Source organism: Flavobacterium sp. NRK F10, assembly GCF_024054235.1.
In the GTDB taxonomy this organism is placed as follows: domain Bacteria; phylum Bacteroidota; class Bacteroidia; order Flavobacteriales; family Flavobacteriaceae; genus Flavobacterium; species Flavobacterium sediminis.
The window spans coordinates 181,406-197,623 of record NZ_JAMXLC010000001.1; the positions used below are offsets into that span (position 1 = coordinate 181,406).

General features: G+C 33.9%; 16 protein-coding genes. 1 reads left to right on the top strand and 15 read right to left on the bottom strand.

Annotation, left to right across the window (positions count from 1 at the left end; all coding sequences use genetic code 11):
* Position 1: 1 nt before the first annotated feature.
* The 10 genes from NHF50_RS00800 to NHF50_RS00845 all read right to left on the bottom strand — a co-directional run bounded on the left by NHF50_RS00800 (position 2) and on the right by NHF50_RS00845 (position 9,108).
* Positions 2 to 613, bottom strand: a complete 612-nt coding sequence (locus NHF50_RS00800; protein ID WP_252774705.1) for a low molecular weight phosphatase family protein — start codon at positions 611 to 613, stop codon at positions 2 to 4.
* Position 614: 1 nt separating this feature from the next.
* On the bottom strand, positions 615 to 1,232 hold the full coding sequence (locus NHF50_RS00805; protein ID WP_252774706.1) for a trans-aconitate 2-methyltransferase: 618 nt from the start codon (positions 1,230 to 1,232) through the stop codon (positions 615 to 617).
* The gene (locus tag NHF50_RS00810; protein ID WP_252774707.1) at positions 1,233 to 1,706 is read right to left on the bottom strand and encodes a DUF6428 family protein; all 474 of its coding nucleotides are present in this window, start codon (positions 1,704 to 1,706) and stop codon (positions 1,233 to 1,235) included.
* A gap of 18 nt (positions 1,707 to 1,724) precedes the next feature.
* Positions 1,725 to 2,048: a helix-turn-helix transcriptional regulator gene (locus NHF50_RS00815; protein ID WP_109570558.1), complete on the bottom strand. Its 324-nt coding sequence runs from the start codon at positions 2,046 to 2,048 to the stop codon at positions 1,725 to 1,727.
* 89 nt (positions 2,049 to 2,137) lie between these two features.
* On the bottom strand, positions 2,138 to 4,258 hold the full coding sequence (locus NHF50_RS00820; RefSeq protein ID WP_252774708.1) for a T9SS type A sorting domain-containing protein: 2,121 nt from the start codon (positions 4,256 to 4,258) through the stop codon (positions 2,138 to 2,140).
* A 157-nt stretch (positions 4,259 to 4,415) separates the two neighbouring features.
* The gene (gene rpsA / locus NHF50_RS00825; RefSeq protein WP_109567933.1) at positions 4,416 to 6,179 is read right to left on the bottom strand and encodes a 30S ribosomal protein S1; all 1,764 of its coding nucleotides are present in this window, start codon (positions 6,177 to 6,179) and stop codon (positions 4,416 to 4,418) included.
* Positions 6,180 to 6,380: 201 nt separating this feature from the next.
* Positions 6,381 to 7,067, bottom strand: a complete 687-nt coding sequence (gene cmk, locus NHF50_RS00830; RefSeq protein WP_252774709.1) for a (d)CMP kinase — start codon at positions 7,065 to 7,067, stop codon at positions 6,381 to 6,383.
* 15 nt (positions 7,068 to 7,082) lie between these two features.
* Positions 7,083 to 7,820, bottom strand: a complete 738-nt coding sequence (locus NHF50_RS00835) for a ThiF family adenylyltransferase (RefSeq protein ID WP_109567935.1) — start codon at positions 7,818 to 7,820, stop codon at positions 7,083 to 7,085.
* A 23-nt stretch (positions 7,821 to 7,843) separates the two neighbouring features.
* Positions 7,844 to 8,497: a TatD family hydrolase gene (locus tag NHF50_RS00840; RefSeq protein ID WP_252774710.1), complete on the bottom strand. Its 654-nt coding sequence runs from the start codon at positions 8,495 to 8,497 to the stop codon at positions 7,844 to 7,846.
* A complete protein-coding gene (locus tag NHF50_RS00845) occupies positions 8,497 to 9,108 on the bottom strand; it encodes a DUF1684 domain-containing protein (RefSeq protein ID WP_308219289.1) in 612 nt (203 codons plus the stop codon). The genes NHF50_RS00840 and NHF50_RS00845 overlap by 1 nt, the downstream gene beginning before the upstream one ends.
* Before the next feature lie 137 nt (positions 9,109 to 9,245).
* Between NHF50_RS00845 and mnmE the strand changes: the two genes are divergently transcribed.
* Positions 9,246 to 10,637: a tRNA uridine-5-carboxymethylaminomethyl(34) synthesis GTPase MnmE gene (gene mnmE, locus NHF50_RS00850; RefSeq protein WP_252774711.1), complete on the top strand. Its 1,392-nt coding sequence runs from the start codon at positions 9,246 to 9,248 to the stop codon at positions 10,635 to 10,637.
* Positions 10,638 to 10,849: 212 nt separating this feature from the next.
* Here mnmE and NHF50_RS00855 read toward each other — a convergent pair whose 3' ends face one another.
* The 5 genes from NHF50_RS00855 to NHF50_RS00875 form a co-directional block, all read right to left on the bottom strand.
* Entirely contained in the window at positions 10,850 to 11,485 is a 636-nt protein-coding gene (locus NHF50_RS00855) for a matrixin family metalloprotease (RefSeq protein ID WP_252774712.1), read from the bottom strand.
* A gap of 144 nt (positions 11,486 to 11,629) precedes the next feature.
* Positions 11,630 to 12,142, bottom strand: a complete 513-nt coding sequence (locus NHF50_RS00860; RefSeq protein WP_252774713.1) for a hypothetical protein — start codon at positions 12,140 to 12,142, stop codon at positions 11,630 to 11,632.
* A gap of 83 nt (positions 12,143 to 12,225) precedes the next feature.
* Positions 12,226 to 14,136: a restriction endonuclease subunit S gene (locus NHF50_RS00865; protein WP_252774714.1), complete on the bottom strand. Its 1,911-nt coding sequence runs from the start codon at positions 14,134 to 14,136 to the stop codon at positions 12,226 to 12,228.
* Positions 14,129 to 15,751 carry a class I SAM-dependent DNA methyltransferase gene (locus NHF50_RS00870; RefSeq protein ID WP_252774715.1) on the bottom strand — a complete coding sequence of 541 codons (1,623 nt, stop codon included), beginning with the start codon at positions 15,749 to 15,751 and terminating at the stop codon, positions 14,129 to 14,131. The genes NHF50_RS00865 and NHF50_RS00870 overlap by 8 nt, the downstream gene beginning before the upstream one ends.
* A 161-nt stretch (positions 15,752 to 15,912) precedes the next feature.
* Positions 15,913 to 16,218 (bottom strand): GIY-YIG nuclease family protein, encoded by a 306-nt coding sequence (locus NHF50_RS00875; protein ID WP_252774716.1) that lies wholly within the window; start codon positions 16,216 to 16,218, stop codon positions 15,913 to 15,915.

Consider the following 16,218-nt stretch of genomic DNA (forward strand, 5'->3'; position numbering starts at 1 on the left):
ATTATTTTTTTATTTGTGAGAAAACATAATACATTTCAGAGGCAATTTCTAAACTTCGCTCTTCATATTTAGCGTTCATTAATTCCGTTCCGTCAAAAGCTTTCGGATCCTCGTAAGTAATAGGAATTCGCTTTTCTGCTCCTGCTATAAAAGGACAGCCACCATCAGCCTGAGAACAAGTCATAATAGCCGCAAAACCTTTTTCCGGATTAAACGTATCATCGTATTTTTTTGAAAACCCGATAACAGCCGCTTCACTACTATCGAATTTTACAGCATAAACCGGATTAGTACTCTCACTTAATTTTTCAATATTAAATCCTTGATGCGTTAAAGTTTCCACTATTTTAGAAAACATTGCTGTGGCTTCTGTTCCGCCTGAATAAGAATAAACATTTGGAATTCCGAAATGAAAAGCCATAGTTTGTGCCCAGATTTGCCCTAAATGACTTCTACGTGAATTATGTGTACAGATAAAATTTAATCGGATCTCGTCTTTTGAATTGACTTTGTTCTGAATAAAATCAATTAAAGATTGTAAGACCTCTTTTCGTTCGTTTGAAACAGAAATATCTGTTATTTTTTCAAGTGTTTGCAATAATTTTGAATACATATTATTTCTTTTGGAAGGAACAAAAAATAAAATTTTGAATTGTATCAAACGGTGTTTGATGGTTCGTCATAAAACAATTTAATTTCTGAAAATTGTTTTGAAAAAGAAGTCCTATTTTAGGTTCATCATATTGCGTAACGGTCAATCCACTGCATTTCAACGGACCATTGGCAGAAAAGGTTGCCAAAAATAAAAATCCGTCTTGTGTCAAGGCTTTGGAAGCCAAATCAACATATTTCTGAATATCATTGGTTTTCGTTAGAAAATGAAAACTTGCGCGATCATGCCAAACATCATAACGTTCTGTCGGTTGAAAATCTAACACATCTGAAACTATAAAATTTACATTTTTAGCTTTATCCCCTAATCTTGTCTTTAATCTTTCAATGGCTTTTTCAGAAATATCTAAAACCGTCAGATCTTCGTAACCTAAAAGCAACAAATGATCTATCAAATAACTGTCACCGCCACCAATCTCGATTATTTTAGCTTTTTTATCAATACCATACCTTTCAAAAAGCTGTAAAGAAGTTTCAGGATTGGGTTGGTACCAACTCACTTCATTTACAGCCTTTGTAGCAAAAACATTTTCCCAATGTTCTTTCTTCGAAAGTTCCATTTAGCAACAGCCCGAATTTGGTGTACAACAACTTGTTTTGGCTTCCAGGTCTTTTAAAGAAATTTTCATTTTTTCCGGTGGTATGCCGCAATGATCAGATGCTAAACAAGTAGTCTCTTTTTTAGTCAGTTTAAAGATTCCGTTTTCAAAAGCCAAACCAAATTTCCCGATGGTTTGTTCCATTTGATATTCCACTTCCAATTCCAGATCCTGTCCTTGAAACAAATTCTCGGAGGCTTTAATGATCTTAAACACCTTATCAGCCGTTAAACGATGTTCCAGATCGCCGGCAAACCAAACTTGAAACGTGATCAACTTTTCTTCACGAATGGTATTTCCGCAATCGATAAAATTCTTAGTCAACAATCCCATTTCTGTAATATGAAAATGGTTCGGAACGAAAGTTCCGTCAGGTAACTGAATAGTAAATTCAGTTATCGTTTCTAAAGCTATTCTAAATTCTGATAATTTCATTTTTTATGTTTTTTAAAATTAACAACATTTCTTTTGTAGCTTACTTGATATTTCACCAAAGTAATGCTGGATCTTCTGCATAGTTTCCAGATTCAAGCAATAGCAAATCGCTGTTCCCTCTATATTTCCCTGAATAACACCTGCATTCTTCAACTCTTTTAAATGCTGCGAAACCGTTGGCTGCGCCAATGGTAATTCGTTCACAATATCACCGCAAATACAGCTATCTACACTCAATAAATACTGAATAATAGCAATACGCGCCGGATGCGACATGGCTTTGAATAAACCTGCTAAATCATTTTGTTCTTTGGTAAAAAAATCGGCTTTTGAAGCTCCCATAGTTAAATTATTATATTGTAATATTACGATATAATAATTAAACAGCAAAATAAAAAAGCCCTAACTTTCATCAGAGCTTTTATTTTTACTTATTCTTTTATAAATTTTGTATTCCCACTACCCTTTTCAGAATTTACTTTTACAAAGTAAGTTCCGCTTTCCAAGCTAGAAACATCTATATTCTGTACAGCATTTGGTACAACTATTACCAATTGCCCAATAATATTATAAATTTCAACCGATTTAATCTCCGTTTGATTTTTACTTGAAATATTTAAAATATCCTTCACCGGATTTGGATATAAAGTAAACTCATCTCCAAATTCAAAACTCGGATTACTCAAAGCTTGAATCGTTGTTACATAATTATTGGTTGTAATCGGAAAATTATAATCAAAGTAGATATTAGCTTCATTGCTAAACGTATCACCAATATTTAAAGTAGGCAACGTTTTTATTTTGAAAGCAACATAACCATCATTGGTAGAATCATTGAAATCTAGATTGATATTTTCAAAAATAAATTCCACTTTATTATTCTTAATTCTTGTATAGAAATCATGACTACTATGCAAAGGAACTAAACTTGAAAGATCAAATTTTGAAGCATCAATCATATCTTTTACTACGATATTTTGTGCAGCATAAGTTCCTGTATTTTCAAAACGAATTACATAGTGTATATATTTTCCAATCATACTCGGTCCAACAACTTCTCCTTCTAAACAGGTTTTATCATTAGGATCATAAGAACCAACCACGGTTTGATTTAATGTAAATGAATTATCTTCAATAGTTTCATCTGTATTTGCTGTTGTAATTGTAGCTGTATAATTTAACACATCTCCATTATTGACAGCAGGTGTTTCTATTGGAGAATTTACATTGAAGGCAATTTCAATTTCTCTAATTTCAAACGGTTGTAAATTAGTATAATTCCAAGTAAAGCTATTAGTTACTGAGCTATCATAAACCAGATTTGAAGAAACATAATCTAAAACTGTATTATCAAAAGTTAAGCTTACAGTTCCATTTTCAACTTGGTTTCCTTTATTTTTAAATACTAATTTATAATTTGCATCAAAACCTGGTCTCGCAGGATTTATTGGTACAATCATAACTTCCACATCGGAATACACGCCATTTGCCGTAACACAAAAATCTTGCGTAAACGGACTTGGTTGAGTTGGAAAATCTACTGTAAAACTTGGCGGAGTGATATTGAAATATGTAGGATTTTCTAAATTTGGTGTAATTATAAGACTACTATTTCCAACAGGAATGTAATATTCACCTGTTTGGTTAGCGATAAATATACTTGGAGTTACTCCATCAGTTATATCAAAACTCAAATTAGAATAAGAAAAATCTAAATTATCACAACCATTATCGTCATAATCAAATTTTACATTTCCAGAAATTTCATAGAATGTTCCACCTGGTGTGAAAGAACAATAAGTATTAACATGACAGTTAGGTAAATTATTTATTTTACTTTGAACTAAAGCAATATCTTCCTCATCTGCACATACATATTTTAAATTTTGTAAACCGTAAATGTCCAAAGTTATCCAATCTTGTGTATTTCCATTTTTCAAATTGAGATATTCAAGAGAACTAGAATTATTAGCACATCTTAAATAATTTAAATTTGGACAATTTGAAACATCTAGAGTTGTTAATTGATTACCCATACAATCAAGAGCTGTTAAACTAACATTACTTGACACTATTAACTCACTAATACCACTACCAAAACAATGTAACTTTGTCAAGTTTACTAGATTATTTAAATTGACTTGAGTTAAATTACTATTACTATTATAATATAAATGAAAAAGAAGTAAATTAGACAAAGTATTAACCTCATCTAAATTGGAGATTTGATTATATTTACATATCAGCGTTTTAAGATTACTAAAATACGATAACCCTGTTAAATCAGTAATATTTGCACTTGAAATATCTAGGTATGTTATTAATTCTGCTTCACTTACCTCTATTTCACCATTATCATTTGTATCAATTTTATGGAAAAATGTTGGCCATAGTCCAGGATCAGCTACTGTAGATGCAACGTGATTAGAAGAAGTTGTTCCAGCCGTTGCACTTAACAACTTTGCCTTTAAATTTGCATCAGGAAAATTAATAATCTGAGCATTAGCTAGAAAATTAAGCAATAAAAAAGATAAAAAATAAAGTTTTTTCATATCAAGAAATTTACTAACAAAAGAAAGAAAAAAACTATATTTCAACAAGTTATTTCTAAGTTAATTTTAATAAAAAATTAATCCTATCCAAAATGTCTTAAACAAAAAAATCCCGCATGAAACACGCGGGATTTAATTTATTCAGAAAAGAGAAAGATTAGTTTCCTCCTTTTTCCATTTTAGCTTTTAATTCTGCTAAAGCATCGATATCACCTAAAGTTGATTTTTCAACTGTGTTAGATGAAGTTGACGCTGCAGCTTCTTTAACTACTTTTTCTTCTTCTTCACGGAAGATAGCAGTGTGAGACGCTACTACTCTTTTGAATTCTTTATTGAACTCAATTACTTTGAAGTCAGCAGTTTCACCTTTTTTCAATTTTTTACCATCTTCTTTTTCTAAGTGACGAGACGGAATGAAAGCAACTACATCATCACCGAAATCTACAGTAGCACCTTTGTCTACGATCTCAGCAATAGTTCCATTGTGAATAGTACCTACAGCGAAAGCTTCTTCGTGTTTATCCCAAGGGTTTTCAGTAGTTTGTTTGTGACCTAAAGATAATTTACGTCCTTCAACATCCAACTCTAATACAACAACGTCTAATTTATCACCAACGTTAACAAATTCAGACGGGTGTTTGATTTTCTTAGTCCAAGATAGGTCAGAAATATACACTAAACCGTCAACACCTTCTTCTAATTCAACGAAGATACCGAAGTTAGTAAAGTTTCTAACAGTTCCTGTGTGACGAGAACCTACCGGGTATTTAGTAGTGATATCAGTCCAAGGATCCGGAGTTAATTGTTTGATACCTAATGACATTTTACGCTCATCTCTGTCTAAAGTTAAGATAACCGCTTCTACTTCATCACCGATCTTCATGAAATCCTGAGCTGATCTTAAGTGAGTAGACCAAGACATTTCTGAAACGTGGATCAATCCTTCAACACCGTCAGCAACTTCAATGAAAGCACCGTAATCCGCTAAAACTACTACTTTACCTTTTACTTTATCTCCAACTTGTAAGTTAGTATCTAAAGCATCCCACGGATGAGGGTGTAATTGTTTTAAACCTAATTGGATACGTGTTTTCTCATCATCAAAGTCTAAGATTACAACATTTAATTTTTGATCTAATTCTAATACTTCGCTTGGGTGGTTGATACGAGACCAAGATAAGTCAGTGATGTGGATTAATCCGTCAACACCACCTAAGTCAATGAACACACCATAAGAAGTGATGTTTTTCACAACTCCTTCTAATACTTGTCCTTTTTCTAATTGACCAATGATTTCTTTCTTTTGTTCTTCGATATCTGCCTCGATAAGCGCTTTGTGAGAAACCACAACGTTTTTGAATTCGTGGTTGATTTTAACCACTTTGAATTCCATAGTTTTGTTTACGTATTGATCGTAATCACGGATCGGTTTAACATCAATTTGAGAACCTGGTAAGAATGCTTCGATTCCGAATACGTCAACGATCATACCACCTTTAGTTCTACATTTAACGAAACCGTTAACGATTTCACCAGTTTCATGAGCAGCGATAACTCTATCCCATGCTTTGATAGTTCTGGCTTTTCTGTGAGACAATACTAATTGCCCTGTTTTATCTTCACGAACGTCGATTAAAACTTCTACTTTATCACCAACTTGTAAGTTAGGATTGTAACGAAATTCGTTTAAAGAAATAACACCTTCTGATTTAGCATTGATATCAACGATTGCGTCTCTATCTGTAATTCTTACCACAACTCCTTCTACAACTTCTTGATCGTCAGTAGATACGAAAGTTTTTGCTACTAAATCTTCAAATTCCTGCAAGTTTTTCTCATCTACCGCATCAATACCTTCTGCGTAATTGTGCCAGTTAAAGTTTGCTAAAAACTCTTCTTGTGTTTTGTTAATTTCAGCCATGCTGATTAAAAAAATTTGTATGCCGGGTTTTTTGAGTTTCAATTTGCAGATTAAACCACAACAGTGTTTTTTACATAATTACTTGATACCCAATCGGAAACTCTACTCTGCCAAAAAGGTGTGCAAAGATAGTCATTTTTTCTGAAATCCAAATACTTATTTTTAAAAAAAAGTTTTATTACCGCTCTTATTCTAAACTTGTTAGCTTATTTTTTGTTTGACCAATTCCATAACTTTTGCAAACTGCTCTTCACGGGTCAGATCTGAATTATCGATCACAACAGCATCTTCAGCCTGTACTAAAGGTGAATCTTCACGATGCGTATCAATATAATCCCGTTGTTCCACATTTTCCAATACTTCTTCATACGTTACCGTTTGACCTTTATCTAACAACTCTTTATACCTTCTCTCAGCTCTTGTCTCTGCCGATGCCGTCATGAAAATTTTTAACTCTGCTTCCGGAAATACAACCGTTCCTATATCTCTGCCATCCATTACGATTCCTTTATCCTGCCCCATTTCCTGTTGTTGTTGTACTAATTTAGCACGTACTTCCGAAATTTCAGCTATACGGCTTACTTTTTGAGACACCTCCAGAGTTCTGATCTCTTTTTCAACATTTTCACCGTTCAAATACATTTCAGCAAATCCCAAAGTGTCATTGAACTGGAAACGCAACTGAACTTTATTCAGGTTTTGAGCGACCTGCTCTTTGTCTAAATGCTCTTCAGAAACCCAATGGTTTTGCATGGCAAAATAGGTCACGGCTCTGTACATCGCTCCGGTATCTACATAAACATATCCTAATTCTTTAGCTAACTGTTTGGCTAAGGTACTTTTTCCGGTCGACGAGAAGCCGTCGATTGCAATAATGATCTTTTTCATATCTGAATATAAAAGCTATTCGCTTTCTTTAACGTCTTTCTTTTTTAAAATATGCAGAATAACCGTTTGTGCAGCATGCAGTCCGAACAATCCCGGCATCCAGCTATTCGTTCCGTAAAACGACTTTTTAAAGTTGGTCCCGTCGGTCATTTTTACGCTATCGTAATCCGGTCGTTCATCTGAATACACTACTTTCACGCCACCGGAAATCCCTTCTTTCTTTAAGCGTTTGCGCACTTGTTTGGCTAACGGACAATAATCGGTTTTACTGATGTCGCGAACCTTTACCTTTTCTGCCAGGAACTTTCCGCCGGCTCCCATATTACTGATGATCTTTACTTTTTTTCTTTTGGCAGCCAGGATCAAATTCAACTTAGGTGTTAAGCTGTCAATACAATCCAGTACATAATCAAAATCCTGAGTAACCAATTCAAACGCTCTTTCCGGAGAAAGAAATTCCTGAACACGGGTTAAATTGAGTTCCGGATTGATATCCAGTAAACGATCACCCACTACTTGTACCTTTGGTTTATCTACGGTAGAGTGCAATGCCGGTAATTGGCGGTTTATATTGGTAATATCAACCGTATCGCCATCTACAATAGTCATATTCCCTACTCCGGCGCGAGCTAAAAATTCTGCTGCAAAACTTCCTACTCCACCTAAACCTACTACCATTACATTTGCATTTGTCAATTTTGCCATCCCTTCCGGCTTAAACAATAATTCTGCGCGTTCTTGCCACTTTGCCATACCTTATTCTATTGATTTATTTTTTATTTATTTCTTTTGAAAACCGCTTCAAAATTTTGTGCCACTTGTTGCTGTAGTTGCTCTACTGTCAAATTTTTTACAGTTGCCGCTTTTTGGTAAACCTGAGCAATCCCCTCTTCAATAGTATCCGTCTCTAAAAAAAAACAATTTTCGGGCACAAATTTAAAAACCTTTTCTAAATCAGGATTACGCAACAGGTATTTTCCGAAAGAAAGATACAGTCCACTATCTAGTAAACTTTTGGCGACCTGCTCATTTTTTGAGAAACCGTGAACGATCATCGGGTTCTGAATATCCATTTCTTTTTTAATAGCAATGAGTTCCTGATAAGCCGCTACACAATGTAAAATAATAGGCTTTGTTGTTTGCTGTACCAATTCTATCTGCTGTTGAAAGACTTCCATTTGTAGCGATAACGGAATTTCAATTCGCTTATCTAAACCACATTCTCCTAATGCCAGACATTTTTCGTCTTTTAATTTCTCTTCTATTAGCTGCAGATCACTTGATAAGCGATCTTCCTTTATATACCACGGATGAATTCCTATGGAATACTGAGGGATCTTCGCAGAAAACTCCCACGGGTATTGGTTAACCACTTCCAGAATTTCCGGATCAGCTGTGTACTGATGTGTATGTAGGTTAATGAACAGCATTAGTCATGAAACTTTTTTACTCCTGCTTCAATAGCAATATCCAGATCGTTTTCCCGGGGTACTATCGGACAAGAATAGTTGTGATTGTAGGCGCAATACGGATTGTATGCTTTGTTGAAGTTTATAACCACTGTATCGGTTTCCGGAATCTTCATGTCCAGATACCGTCCGCCTGCATACGTTGCTTCTCCGTTGGTCAAATCTAAAAAGGGCAGAAAAAGATAATCTTTGAATCCCGGTTTCTTACTTAATTCTATATTTTGGTATACATTTAAAACGAATTGCTTTCCGTTTAACTCAAAATGCAGTTCTCCGTATTTTTTATACAACGGAGTTCGGGAAGTCGACGTTCTCATCTTAAACTTCTTTGTATTCTTTACTTGCACAAAAGTTGCCTGAACTATGAATTCCTGTGAAACCGGATAAAAATCCAATTGTTCAAAATGCACTAAATCTTCCTTTTCTAACGGACTTGAAACAGAATCTCTGAATTCTTCATTCAAATGCTCCTGAAATTCCTGAGCCGACCTCATTTCGCTTTCCTGAGCAAATGTATAGCACGAAACCAATAAGGCTATGATGATCTTATACATGAATATTTTTTTCAGCAAAAATACTGAATTTTACGCTTTCTGTCCAATTTATGGTATACTGTATACCCCGAGAGTGACTTCCATTGTATTACACCTTATTCCTCCTGACCAACTTCTCAATTCTATTCGTATCTTTGCGGTAAGATTAAAAAGCTATGATTCCACAAGAAACTATCGTTGCCTTGGCTACACCTTCCGGTGCCGGTGCTATTGCTGTTATCCGCCTGTCGGGTAAAGAGGCTATTGCTATTGCGACACAAGTATTTCAATCGGTTTCCGGTAAAGAACTGAGCCGACAAAAGACACATACAATCCACTTAGGACATATTACAGACGAAGGAAAGGTTTACGATCAGGTTTTGGTATCTATCTTTAAAGGACCCCATTCGTATACCGGCGAAAATGTGGTTGAAATTTCCTGTCACGGTTCTACTTTCATCCAGCAGCAGATCATTCAATTATTGCTCCGTAAAGGAGCCAAAATGGCTCAGGCAGGTGAATTTACCTTGCGTGCTTTTTTGAATGGAAAACTGGATCTATCACAAGCAGAAGCTGTAGCTGACCTTATTGCCAGCGATAATGAAGCGAGTCACCAGATTGCCATGCAGCAAATGCGTGGTGGTTTTAGTAATGAGATTGCCAAATTGCGTGAAGAATTATTGAATTTTGCTTCCTTAATTGAATTGGAATTAGATTTTAGTGAAGAAGATGTGGAATTTGCAGACAGAACGGCTTTTCATGAACTCTTAAACCGCATTGAATTTGTTTTAAAGCGTTTAATCGATTCGTTTGCTGTGGGGAATGTGATTAAAAATGGTATTCCGGTAGCAATTGTGGGCGAACCCAATGTAGGGAAATCGACTTTATTGAATGCCTTGCTGAACGAGGAACGCGCTATTGTTTCGGACATTGCCGGAACGACCCGTGATACCATTGAAGACGAATTGGTCATCAACGGTATTGGTTTCCGATTCATCGATACGGCCGGAATCCGAGAAACAAAAGATCATGTGGAAAGCATCGGGATTCAGAAGACTTTTGAAAAGATCGAACAGGCTCAGGTTGTCCTTTTTTTGGTTGACAGTTCTCAGCTAACAGTTGATAGCTTAGAACCTCTTAAAAATGAAGCCGAGCGTATCAAAAATAAATACCCGCAAAAAGCACTGTTGGTTTTATTTAACAAAAAAGATTTATTGTCGGAAGATCTGATTTCGAATCTGAGATCTCAAATTCCGAACAGTTTGTTTATTTCCGCAAAAAACAAAGAAGGTATTGACGAACTGAAGAATGCTTTGCTTTCATTTGTAAATACAGGTGCCTTGCGCAACAATGAAACCATTGTTACCAATACGCGTCATTATGACTCGTTGTTAAAAGCTCTGGAAGAGATCCAAAAAGTAAAATGGGGTTTAAATGCCGGTATTTCATCGGACTTAATGGCGATCGACATCCGCTCTGCTTTGCATTATTTCGGCGAGATTACAGGTGAAGTGACCAATGATGAATTGCTAGGTAATATTTTTGCTAATTTTTGTATCGGGAAGTAATTAAAACAATTTGTTCATTCTAAAATTATCCAACATCAAGAATTGTATTTTTGATTTAATAATTGTACTATTTGCTCTAATTCCTGAATAGGTAAAATGGCTGCGCATTGGATAGATTGATCATTTTAAGCAGTGAAAATCAATACGCCTTTTTGTTCTTTTTTAAAACCTAAGCTGATTTAGTAAAAATTGTGTGCCATAATTAGTGATCTTTACCTTAATTCCCGTTTACATTTTTCACACAAGGCTAAGTCAGCATTATCTATCGTTTTTATTGATTCCACAGCATCAGTCATCACACATTTTTTATCATTACAATGGGGTAATCCTAAATTATGCCCGAACTCATGAACTATAATCTTTTTAAAACGGTTAAAATATATTCTTTCATTAGGAGACTGGATTCTAAATGTTGAAATTATGCAACTATTACCCGGACAATACGCTAATCCCATAATTCCCCAATCTTCGTATTTGTAAACTGGTTTTTTGATATTTCCATCTTTATCCCTTTTTGTAGTAGAGATATCTTTATTCGTTAATCCTAAAACGTATTGTATACTATCTTTTAAATCCTTTTTTTGAAATCTAATGATTGAATCAGCTCTGTATCTCGGTGATTTAATTAGAACAAAAGCTTCTTTATACAATTCTTGATTTTCGTTAATATGAACGTTTACACCATAGAACTTTTCAAGACACAATTTAGCTGTATCTAATTCAGCTTTTGGAAGTCCTTTATACTGCTTTAATAAGACAACTGTATTGGAATCGATTTTATTTGTACAACCCAAAAAAAGCAGCAACATTACGCTGCAAATCAAACCTAAAAAATATATTTCTTTCAAACTGTTCACTTATAGCATGTATTAAAAAAGTTTAATACATTCTTTTCTCATTTATAAAGTAAGCAAAAATAAGCTTGTATTTCATAATCTTATTTATTTTTTATATCAAAGGCAACATAATCCCTGAGTTATAAACTTTAAATATTAATTTAAACTCTTTCGAACTCTAATCCCTCTTTCTTGTAATTGTAATAATTCTTTAATTTTTGACATATCTCTTCCTTTAGAAGAACAAAAGTCTATCATATCATACTCAATTAAGTGTTGAATGCTTTCCGCTTTATCAGAAATAGATTTAATTTTTTGAAACAATGCTTCTTTTATATTTCCCGCATTAAAATCTTCCTCATTTCCAATCAAAACACTGTGAACTAACCAATTCCTTTGCTTTAAAAAAGAATCTAATTCCTCTTGTAAAGCTGAATTACAAAGTTTTTTTTCTTTTGCAATATTTACAGCTTGACCTAAAGTATATTTTTGGGATTTTTTTAAAAATTCATCCGCAATTTCTTTCGTTTCGTCAGGATTCATTTTAAGAGTTATCGAATGACTTAAGGCTTGTTCTACCGCTTGAGTTTTTATCAATGCCTCTCCTAGGTGACAATACAAAGTAATTTCAGTAGTATTGGCTGGTATTTTTTTTACATTTTCTTTCATATGCTTTTTTTGATCTCTTTTTCTCTAAGAATTGATATTGTATCTTTAGGTGTAAAAATCAATTGTCTTCCTCTTTTTACTTTTTATTTTTTTTTACTCTTCGCTCTACTAATATATTTTCCCCAACCATTAGGAATTATATTTTCTGATCTCATCCAATTCAAACCACTTTCTAAATCCTTGGCATATTGAGCTTTTTGTTTATCCCATTCTAAAAAATCTTTCTTTAAAAGTGCATCAGTAATCATTTCATTTTTTATCAAACGGTTGTTCCAAACAGCATAAAGTGTTGAAACAACTTCAGCTTTCTTGTAATTTTTTAACTTAAAAAGCGAAATAAACCTTGAAATTGATTCTTTCAAATCATCTGAAAAATATCCATAATCAACTAACGATTTAACGTGATTTTCTCCAGCAACTATTCTTTTTAAATTTCCTAATTCTTCAAATCGAAACCATTTTGACCTAATAACTTCATCCCAAAAAACATTTGTAAAACCTCCATCGTATGGACCGGCTGTCTGTACCGAATATCTTTGATTATAATCGTTTTTAACTATATGATATTCTATTAAGTGTAATAGTTTTTCAAATTTAGTTTTACCAAAACTAGGATCAGATAAAGATTGATTCACAATAAATGTAGCTAACATTTTTCGTCTTAATTTTTTATCTTGTAATGACAAAACTTTAGCTTCAGGATTCTCTACAATCATTTTTAATTCTTCTCTATCTTCAATATCAACTGTCTCACCCACCGTAACCTGCCCATTCATCAACATAGGCAACAACCAATCACGTAGTGAAGCGAGTTCCTGGTTTTCTTGGTATAATTTTACTTTTTTTTCTAAAATTGGACTAATAATTTTATCTGATTTTTGTATCAATTCCATAGGAGGAATAGCTATTCTGCTTTCTTTTAAATGATCTTGGGTAATATGTCCCATTGTTGTTTTACGCAATTCTGCTATCATTTTAAAATGTTGCAAATAATTTAATAATTCAAAATAATAGTAGCTTTTAGGGTATTTTTTTGAAGTAACCTTAAATATGTGTTGGTTCAAGCCACCTATTCCTCCAGTCCATATTTTCACATCTAAAGTTGCTGACCAAGAAAAAAGTATATCCCCATTATAAACAATAACTTTCTCAGGAATATTAGTACTTACGAATTCCGAGTTTTCAGTAAACCCAGAGCCCATTTCTCGAATTTTTATAACTTTATAATAATCTTCGTTTTCTTTAGGTCTAAATTTTTGACATGCTAACCCATTAGTAAAAGTAGAAATATCTAGAAGTGTTCCAACTTCCCATCCTTCAGGAACCTCTCTCTTCAATTCTTTATTATAAACCATTTTACCTCCTGATGATTTGTAAGGCTTCTCGCATCTCGACTCCGCTCGATGTGACAGGCTCGAAATGATGGGTTTACCCTGAGCGAAGTCGAAGGGAAAATCAAACTGCACAAACCAATAATCATACAACGTCTTAGCCATAACTTCTAACTCACTATTGATTTTGTTGTTCAAGTCAATTTTGGCATCTAAATCAGAAAGAACTTTGGCGATTTTTTGTTGTTCACTTAAACTATGAACATACGTTTCAATGTTTAGTAAATTTTCTTTATTTAACTTTGGTTGTGCACTACCTGTCACATATGGTTCAAACTTAATTCTATTAAAATTATAATAAAGATACTTTGTATTATTTTCAAAATTTGCTTTAACTATATGAGCATGGTTATTAACCCAAAATTTTTTATTAACGATATTGCAAATATTTTGATTATTTGATCTTAAATTTTCTCCATCTTCAGCAATCAAAATATATTCTCCATCAAAAAGATAATTATCAACATAATCAACAATACCTTGTGCTCCATAATATGGGTATATTTTATCAATATTTTCACGCTGTTTGGAAGATAATGGTATTCTTATATTATTAAATACATCTACAAGTTCAATAACTCGTTTTTTCCAAAGCTTACTCATACTTCAACCCTTTCAAATTATTCTGTATTTCTTTTTCTAGCGCTTTACTTTCTGCAAACAAACTTTCCAAATTGTTTTCAAAAGTTTTCATTTTAGTGGCAAACTCATCAGCCGTAATGTCCACATATTCAATTTTTACTTCAAAATATTGTCCGGCACTTAAACTGTAGTTTTTAGCTTTAATGTCGTCATAACTCACTACTACAGAGAAATCGTCAACAACTACTTTATCGTTAAATGTTTTGATAATGTGTTCTTCTTCTTCGGGTTGTAATACCGTTTTTTGGTTTTTACCTTCTTTTACGGTAACGCCTAATTTAGAGGCATCAATCAATACCACATCACCTTTGTTTTGTTTGTCTAAAAAGATAACGGAAACGTTGGTACCTGTAGTGGCAAAAATATTACTTGGCATGCTTACCACACCTGCCAACATTTTACGCGCTACCATTTGTTCGCGTATTTTTTTATCAATACCAGTCTGTGCCGTAATAAAACCTGTAGGCACTACAATAGCGGCCTTTCCGTTATCAGTCAATGAGTGCATAATGTGTTGCAAGAATAGCAAATAAATGGCCATGCTTTCTTTTTTAGCTTTCGGTACATTTGGTATCCCTGCAAAAAAGCGATCGTGGTTTTCTTTGGTATCTAACTCATCACGGTAATCTGAAAAATCCAATTTAAACGGAGGATTACTCACGATGTAATCAAACTGTTGCAATTGGCCATTTTTATCTTTGTGATACGGATCTAAAATGGTATTTCCTTTTACAATATTCGGTATCGAGTGCACCAAATTGTTCAAAATCAAGTTCAAACGTAATAAGTTAGACGACTTTTGCGAAATATCTTGCGAATACACCGTACATTTATCCTCTCCAATTTGATGGGCTAAATTCATTAATAAAGTCCCTGAACCCGCACTTGGATCATAACAGGTAACGCTTTGTACTTCTTTGGTTACTAAACAACGTGCCATGATTTTGGCTACAGCATGTGGGGTGAAGTATTCGGCATATTTTCCGCCACTATTGGTATTGTAATCTTTAATTAAGTATTCGAAAATAGTGGCGTAAAAATCAAACTTCTCATGAAAAATATGCTCAAAACTAAAGTTAACCAATTTGTTAATGATGGCTTTGCAAAACTCATCACGTTTATCGATTACGTATTTACTAATGTTTTCAAACAATACAATTTTCTCGCCACCTTCTGTCATTACCGAGAAGATTTCACTATTTGCAGCTGCAATTTCCAACAAAGTAGTATCGAAAAGTTCCGCGAACTTAGGTTCGTTTTGACGTTCAAATAAACTCGAGATTAATTGCTCGGGTTTTATGTTTGCCGTGCTTTCACTCATTTGAAGCGTAAGCATTTCTAAATCATCATCGGATAAATTACGAAGTGCTACTTCCCATTTTTCGGCATTGGCAATGGTAGGTTCTAATTCTTTAATTTCGTGAACAAACTTGTCGTTCAGGAATTTATATAGAAAAACTTGGGTTATAATTTTAAATTCGTTTCCGTCATTTCCCAAACCATAATTGGCACAAACGCTTTTTAGTTCGTCTATGAGGTTTTTAGTTTGGGTTTCAAATTGTAGACTAGTGGTCATTGTTTTATTTTTTATTCTTTTATTCTTTTATTCTTTCGTTTTCCATAATCTTGTCATGCTGACATTAGGAAGCATCTGGATTCCTCCTTCGTCGGAATGACAAACAGGGAGGAATGACATACACAACGGAATGACCAACAAGACGCATTGATAATGTTTTTTTAATACTCAATAAACGCCATGTCTGGATTCACTTTCCGTATTAGTGCTTCCTTTTTTTCCCTTCGCCAACCTTTTAATTCTTTTTCTCTGGCAATTGCCTCTTGTATCCAAGTAAACTTTTCATAGTACACTAAATGCTTTACATTGTATCTAGCTGTAAAAGACTTAGTCTTTTCAATAACACCTGTTTTGTGTTGTTCAATTCTTGCTTTCAAATTATTAGTTACACCAATGTATAACACCGTTTTGTTCACATTAGTGAGTATATAGACAAAATAAGTATGAAAGCCTTCTCCTTGTAACAT

Bases quoted from the DNA above. Each gene is read 5' to 3' on its own strand.
- NHF50_RS00800 (WP_252774705.1), bottom strand. From the start codon at position 613: ATGTATTCAAAATTATTGCAAACACTTGAAAAAATAACAGATATTTCT.
- NHF50_RS00805 (WP_252774706.1), bottom strand. From the start codon at position 1,232: ATGGAACTTTCGAAGAAAGAACATTGGGAAAATGTTTTTGCTACAAAG.
- NHF50_RS00810 (WP_252774707.1), bottom strand. From the start codon at position 1,706: ATGAAATTATCAGAATTTAGAATAGCTTTAGAAACGATAACTGAATTT.
- NHF50_RS00815 (WP_109570558.1), bottom strand. From the start codon at position 2,048: ATGGGAGCTTCAAAAGCCGATTTTTTTACCAAAGAACAAAATGATTTA.
- NHF50_RS00820 (WP_252774708.1), bottom strand. From the start codon at position 4,258: ATGAAAAAACTTTATTTTTTATCTTTTTTATTGCTTAATTTTCTAGCT.
- rpsA (WP_109567933.1), bottom strand. From the start codon at position 6,179: ATGGCTGAAATTAACAAAACACAAGAAGAGTTTTTAGCAAACTTTAAC.
- cmk (WP_252774709.1), bottom strand. From the start codon at position 7,067: ATGAAAAAGATCATTATTGCAATCGACGGCTTCTCGTCGACCGGAAAA.
- NHF50_RS00835 (WP_109567935.1), bottom strand. From the start codon at position 7,820: ATGGCAAAGTGGCAAGAACGCGCAGAATTATTGTTTAAGCCGGAAGGG.
- NHF50_RS00840 (WP_252774710.1), bottom strand. From the start codon at position 8,497: ATGCTGTTCATTAACCTACATACACATCAGTACACAGCTGATCCGGAA.
- mnmE (WP_252774711.1), top strand. From the start codon at position 9,246: ATGATTCCACAAGAAACTATCGTTGCCTTGGCTACACCTTCCGGTGCC.
- NHF50_RS00860 (WP_252774713.1), bottom strand. From the start codon at position 12,142: ATGAAAGAAAATGTAAAAAAAATACCAGCCAATACTACTGAAATTACT.
- NHF50_RS00865 (WP_252774714.1), bottom strand. From the start codon at position 14,136: ATGAGTAAGCTTTGGAAAAAACGAGTTATTGAACTTGTAGATGTATTT.
- NHF50_RS00870 (WP_252774715.1), bottom strand. From the start codon at position 15,751: ATGACCACTAGTCTACAATTTGAAACCCAAACTAAAAACCTCATAGAC.
- NHF50_RS00875 (WP_252774716.1), bottom strand. From the start codon at position 16,218: ATGTTACAAGGAGAAGGCTTTCATACTTATTTTGTCTATATACTCACT.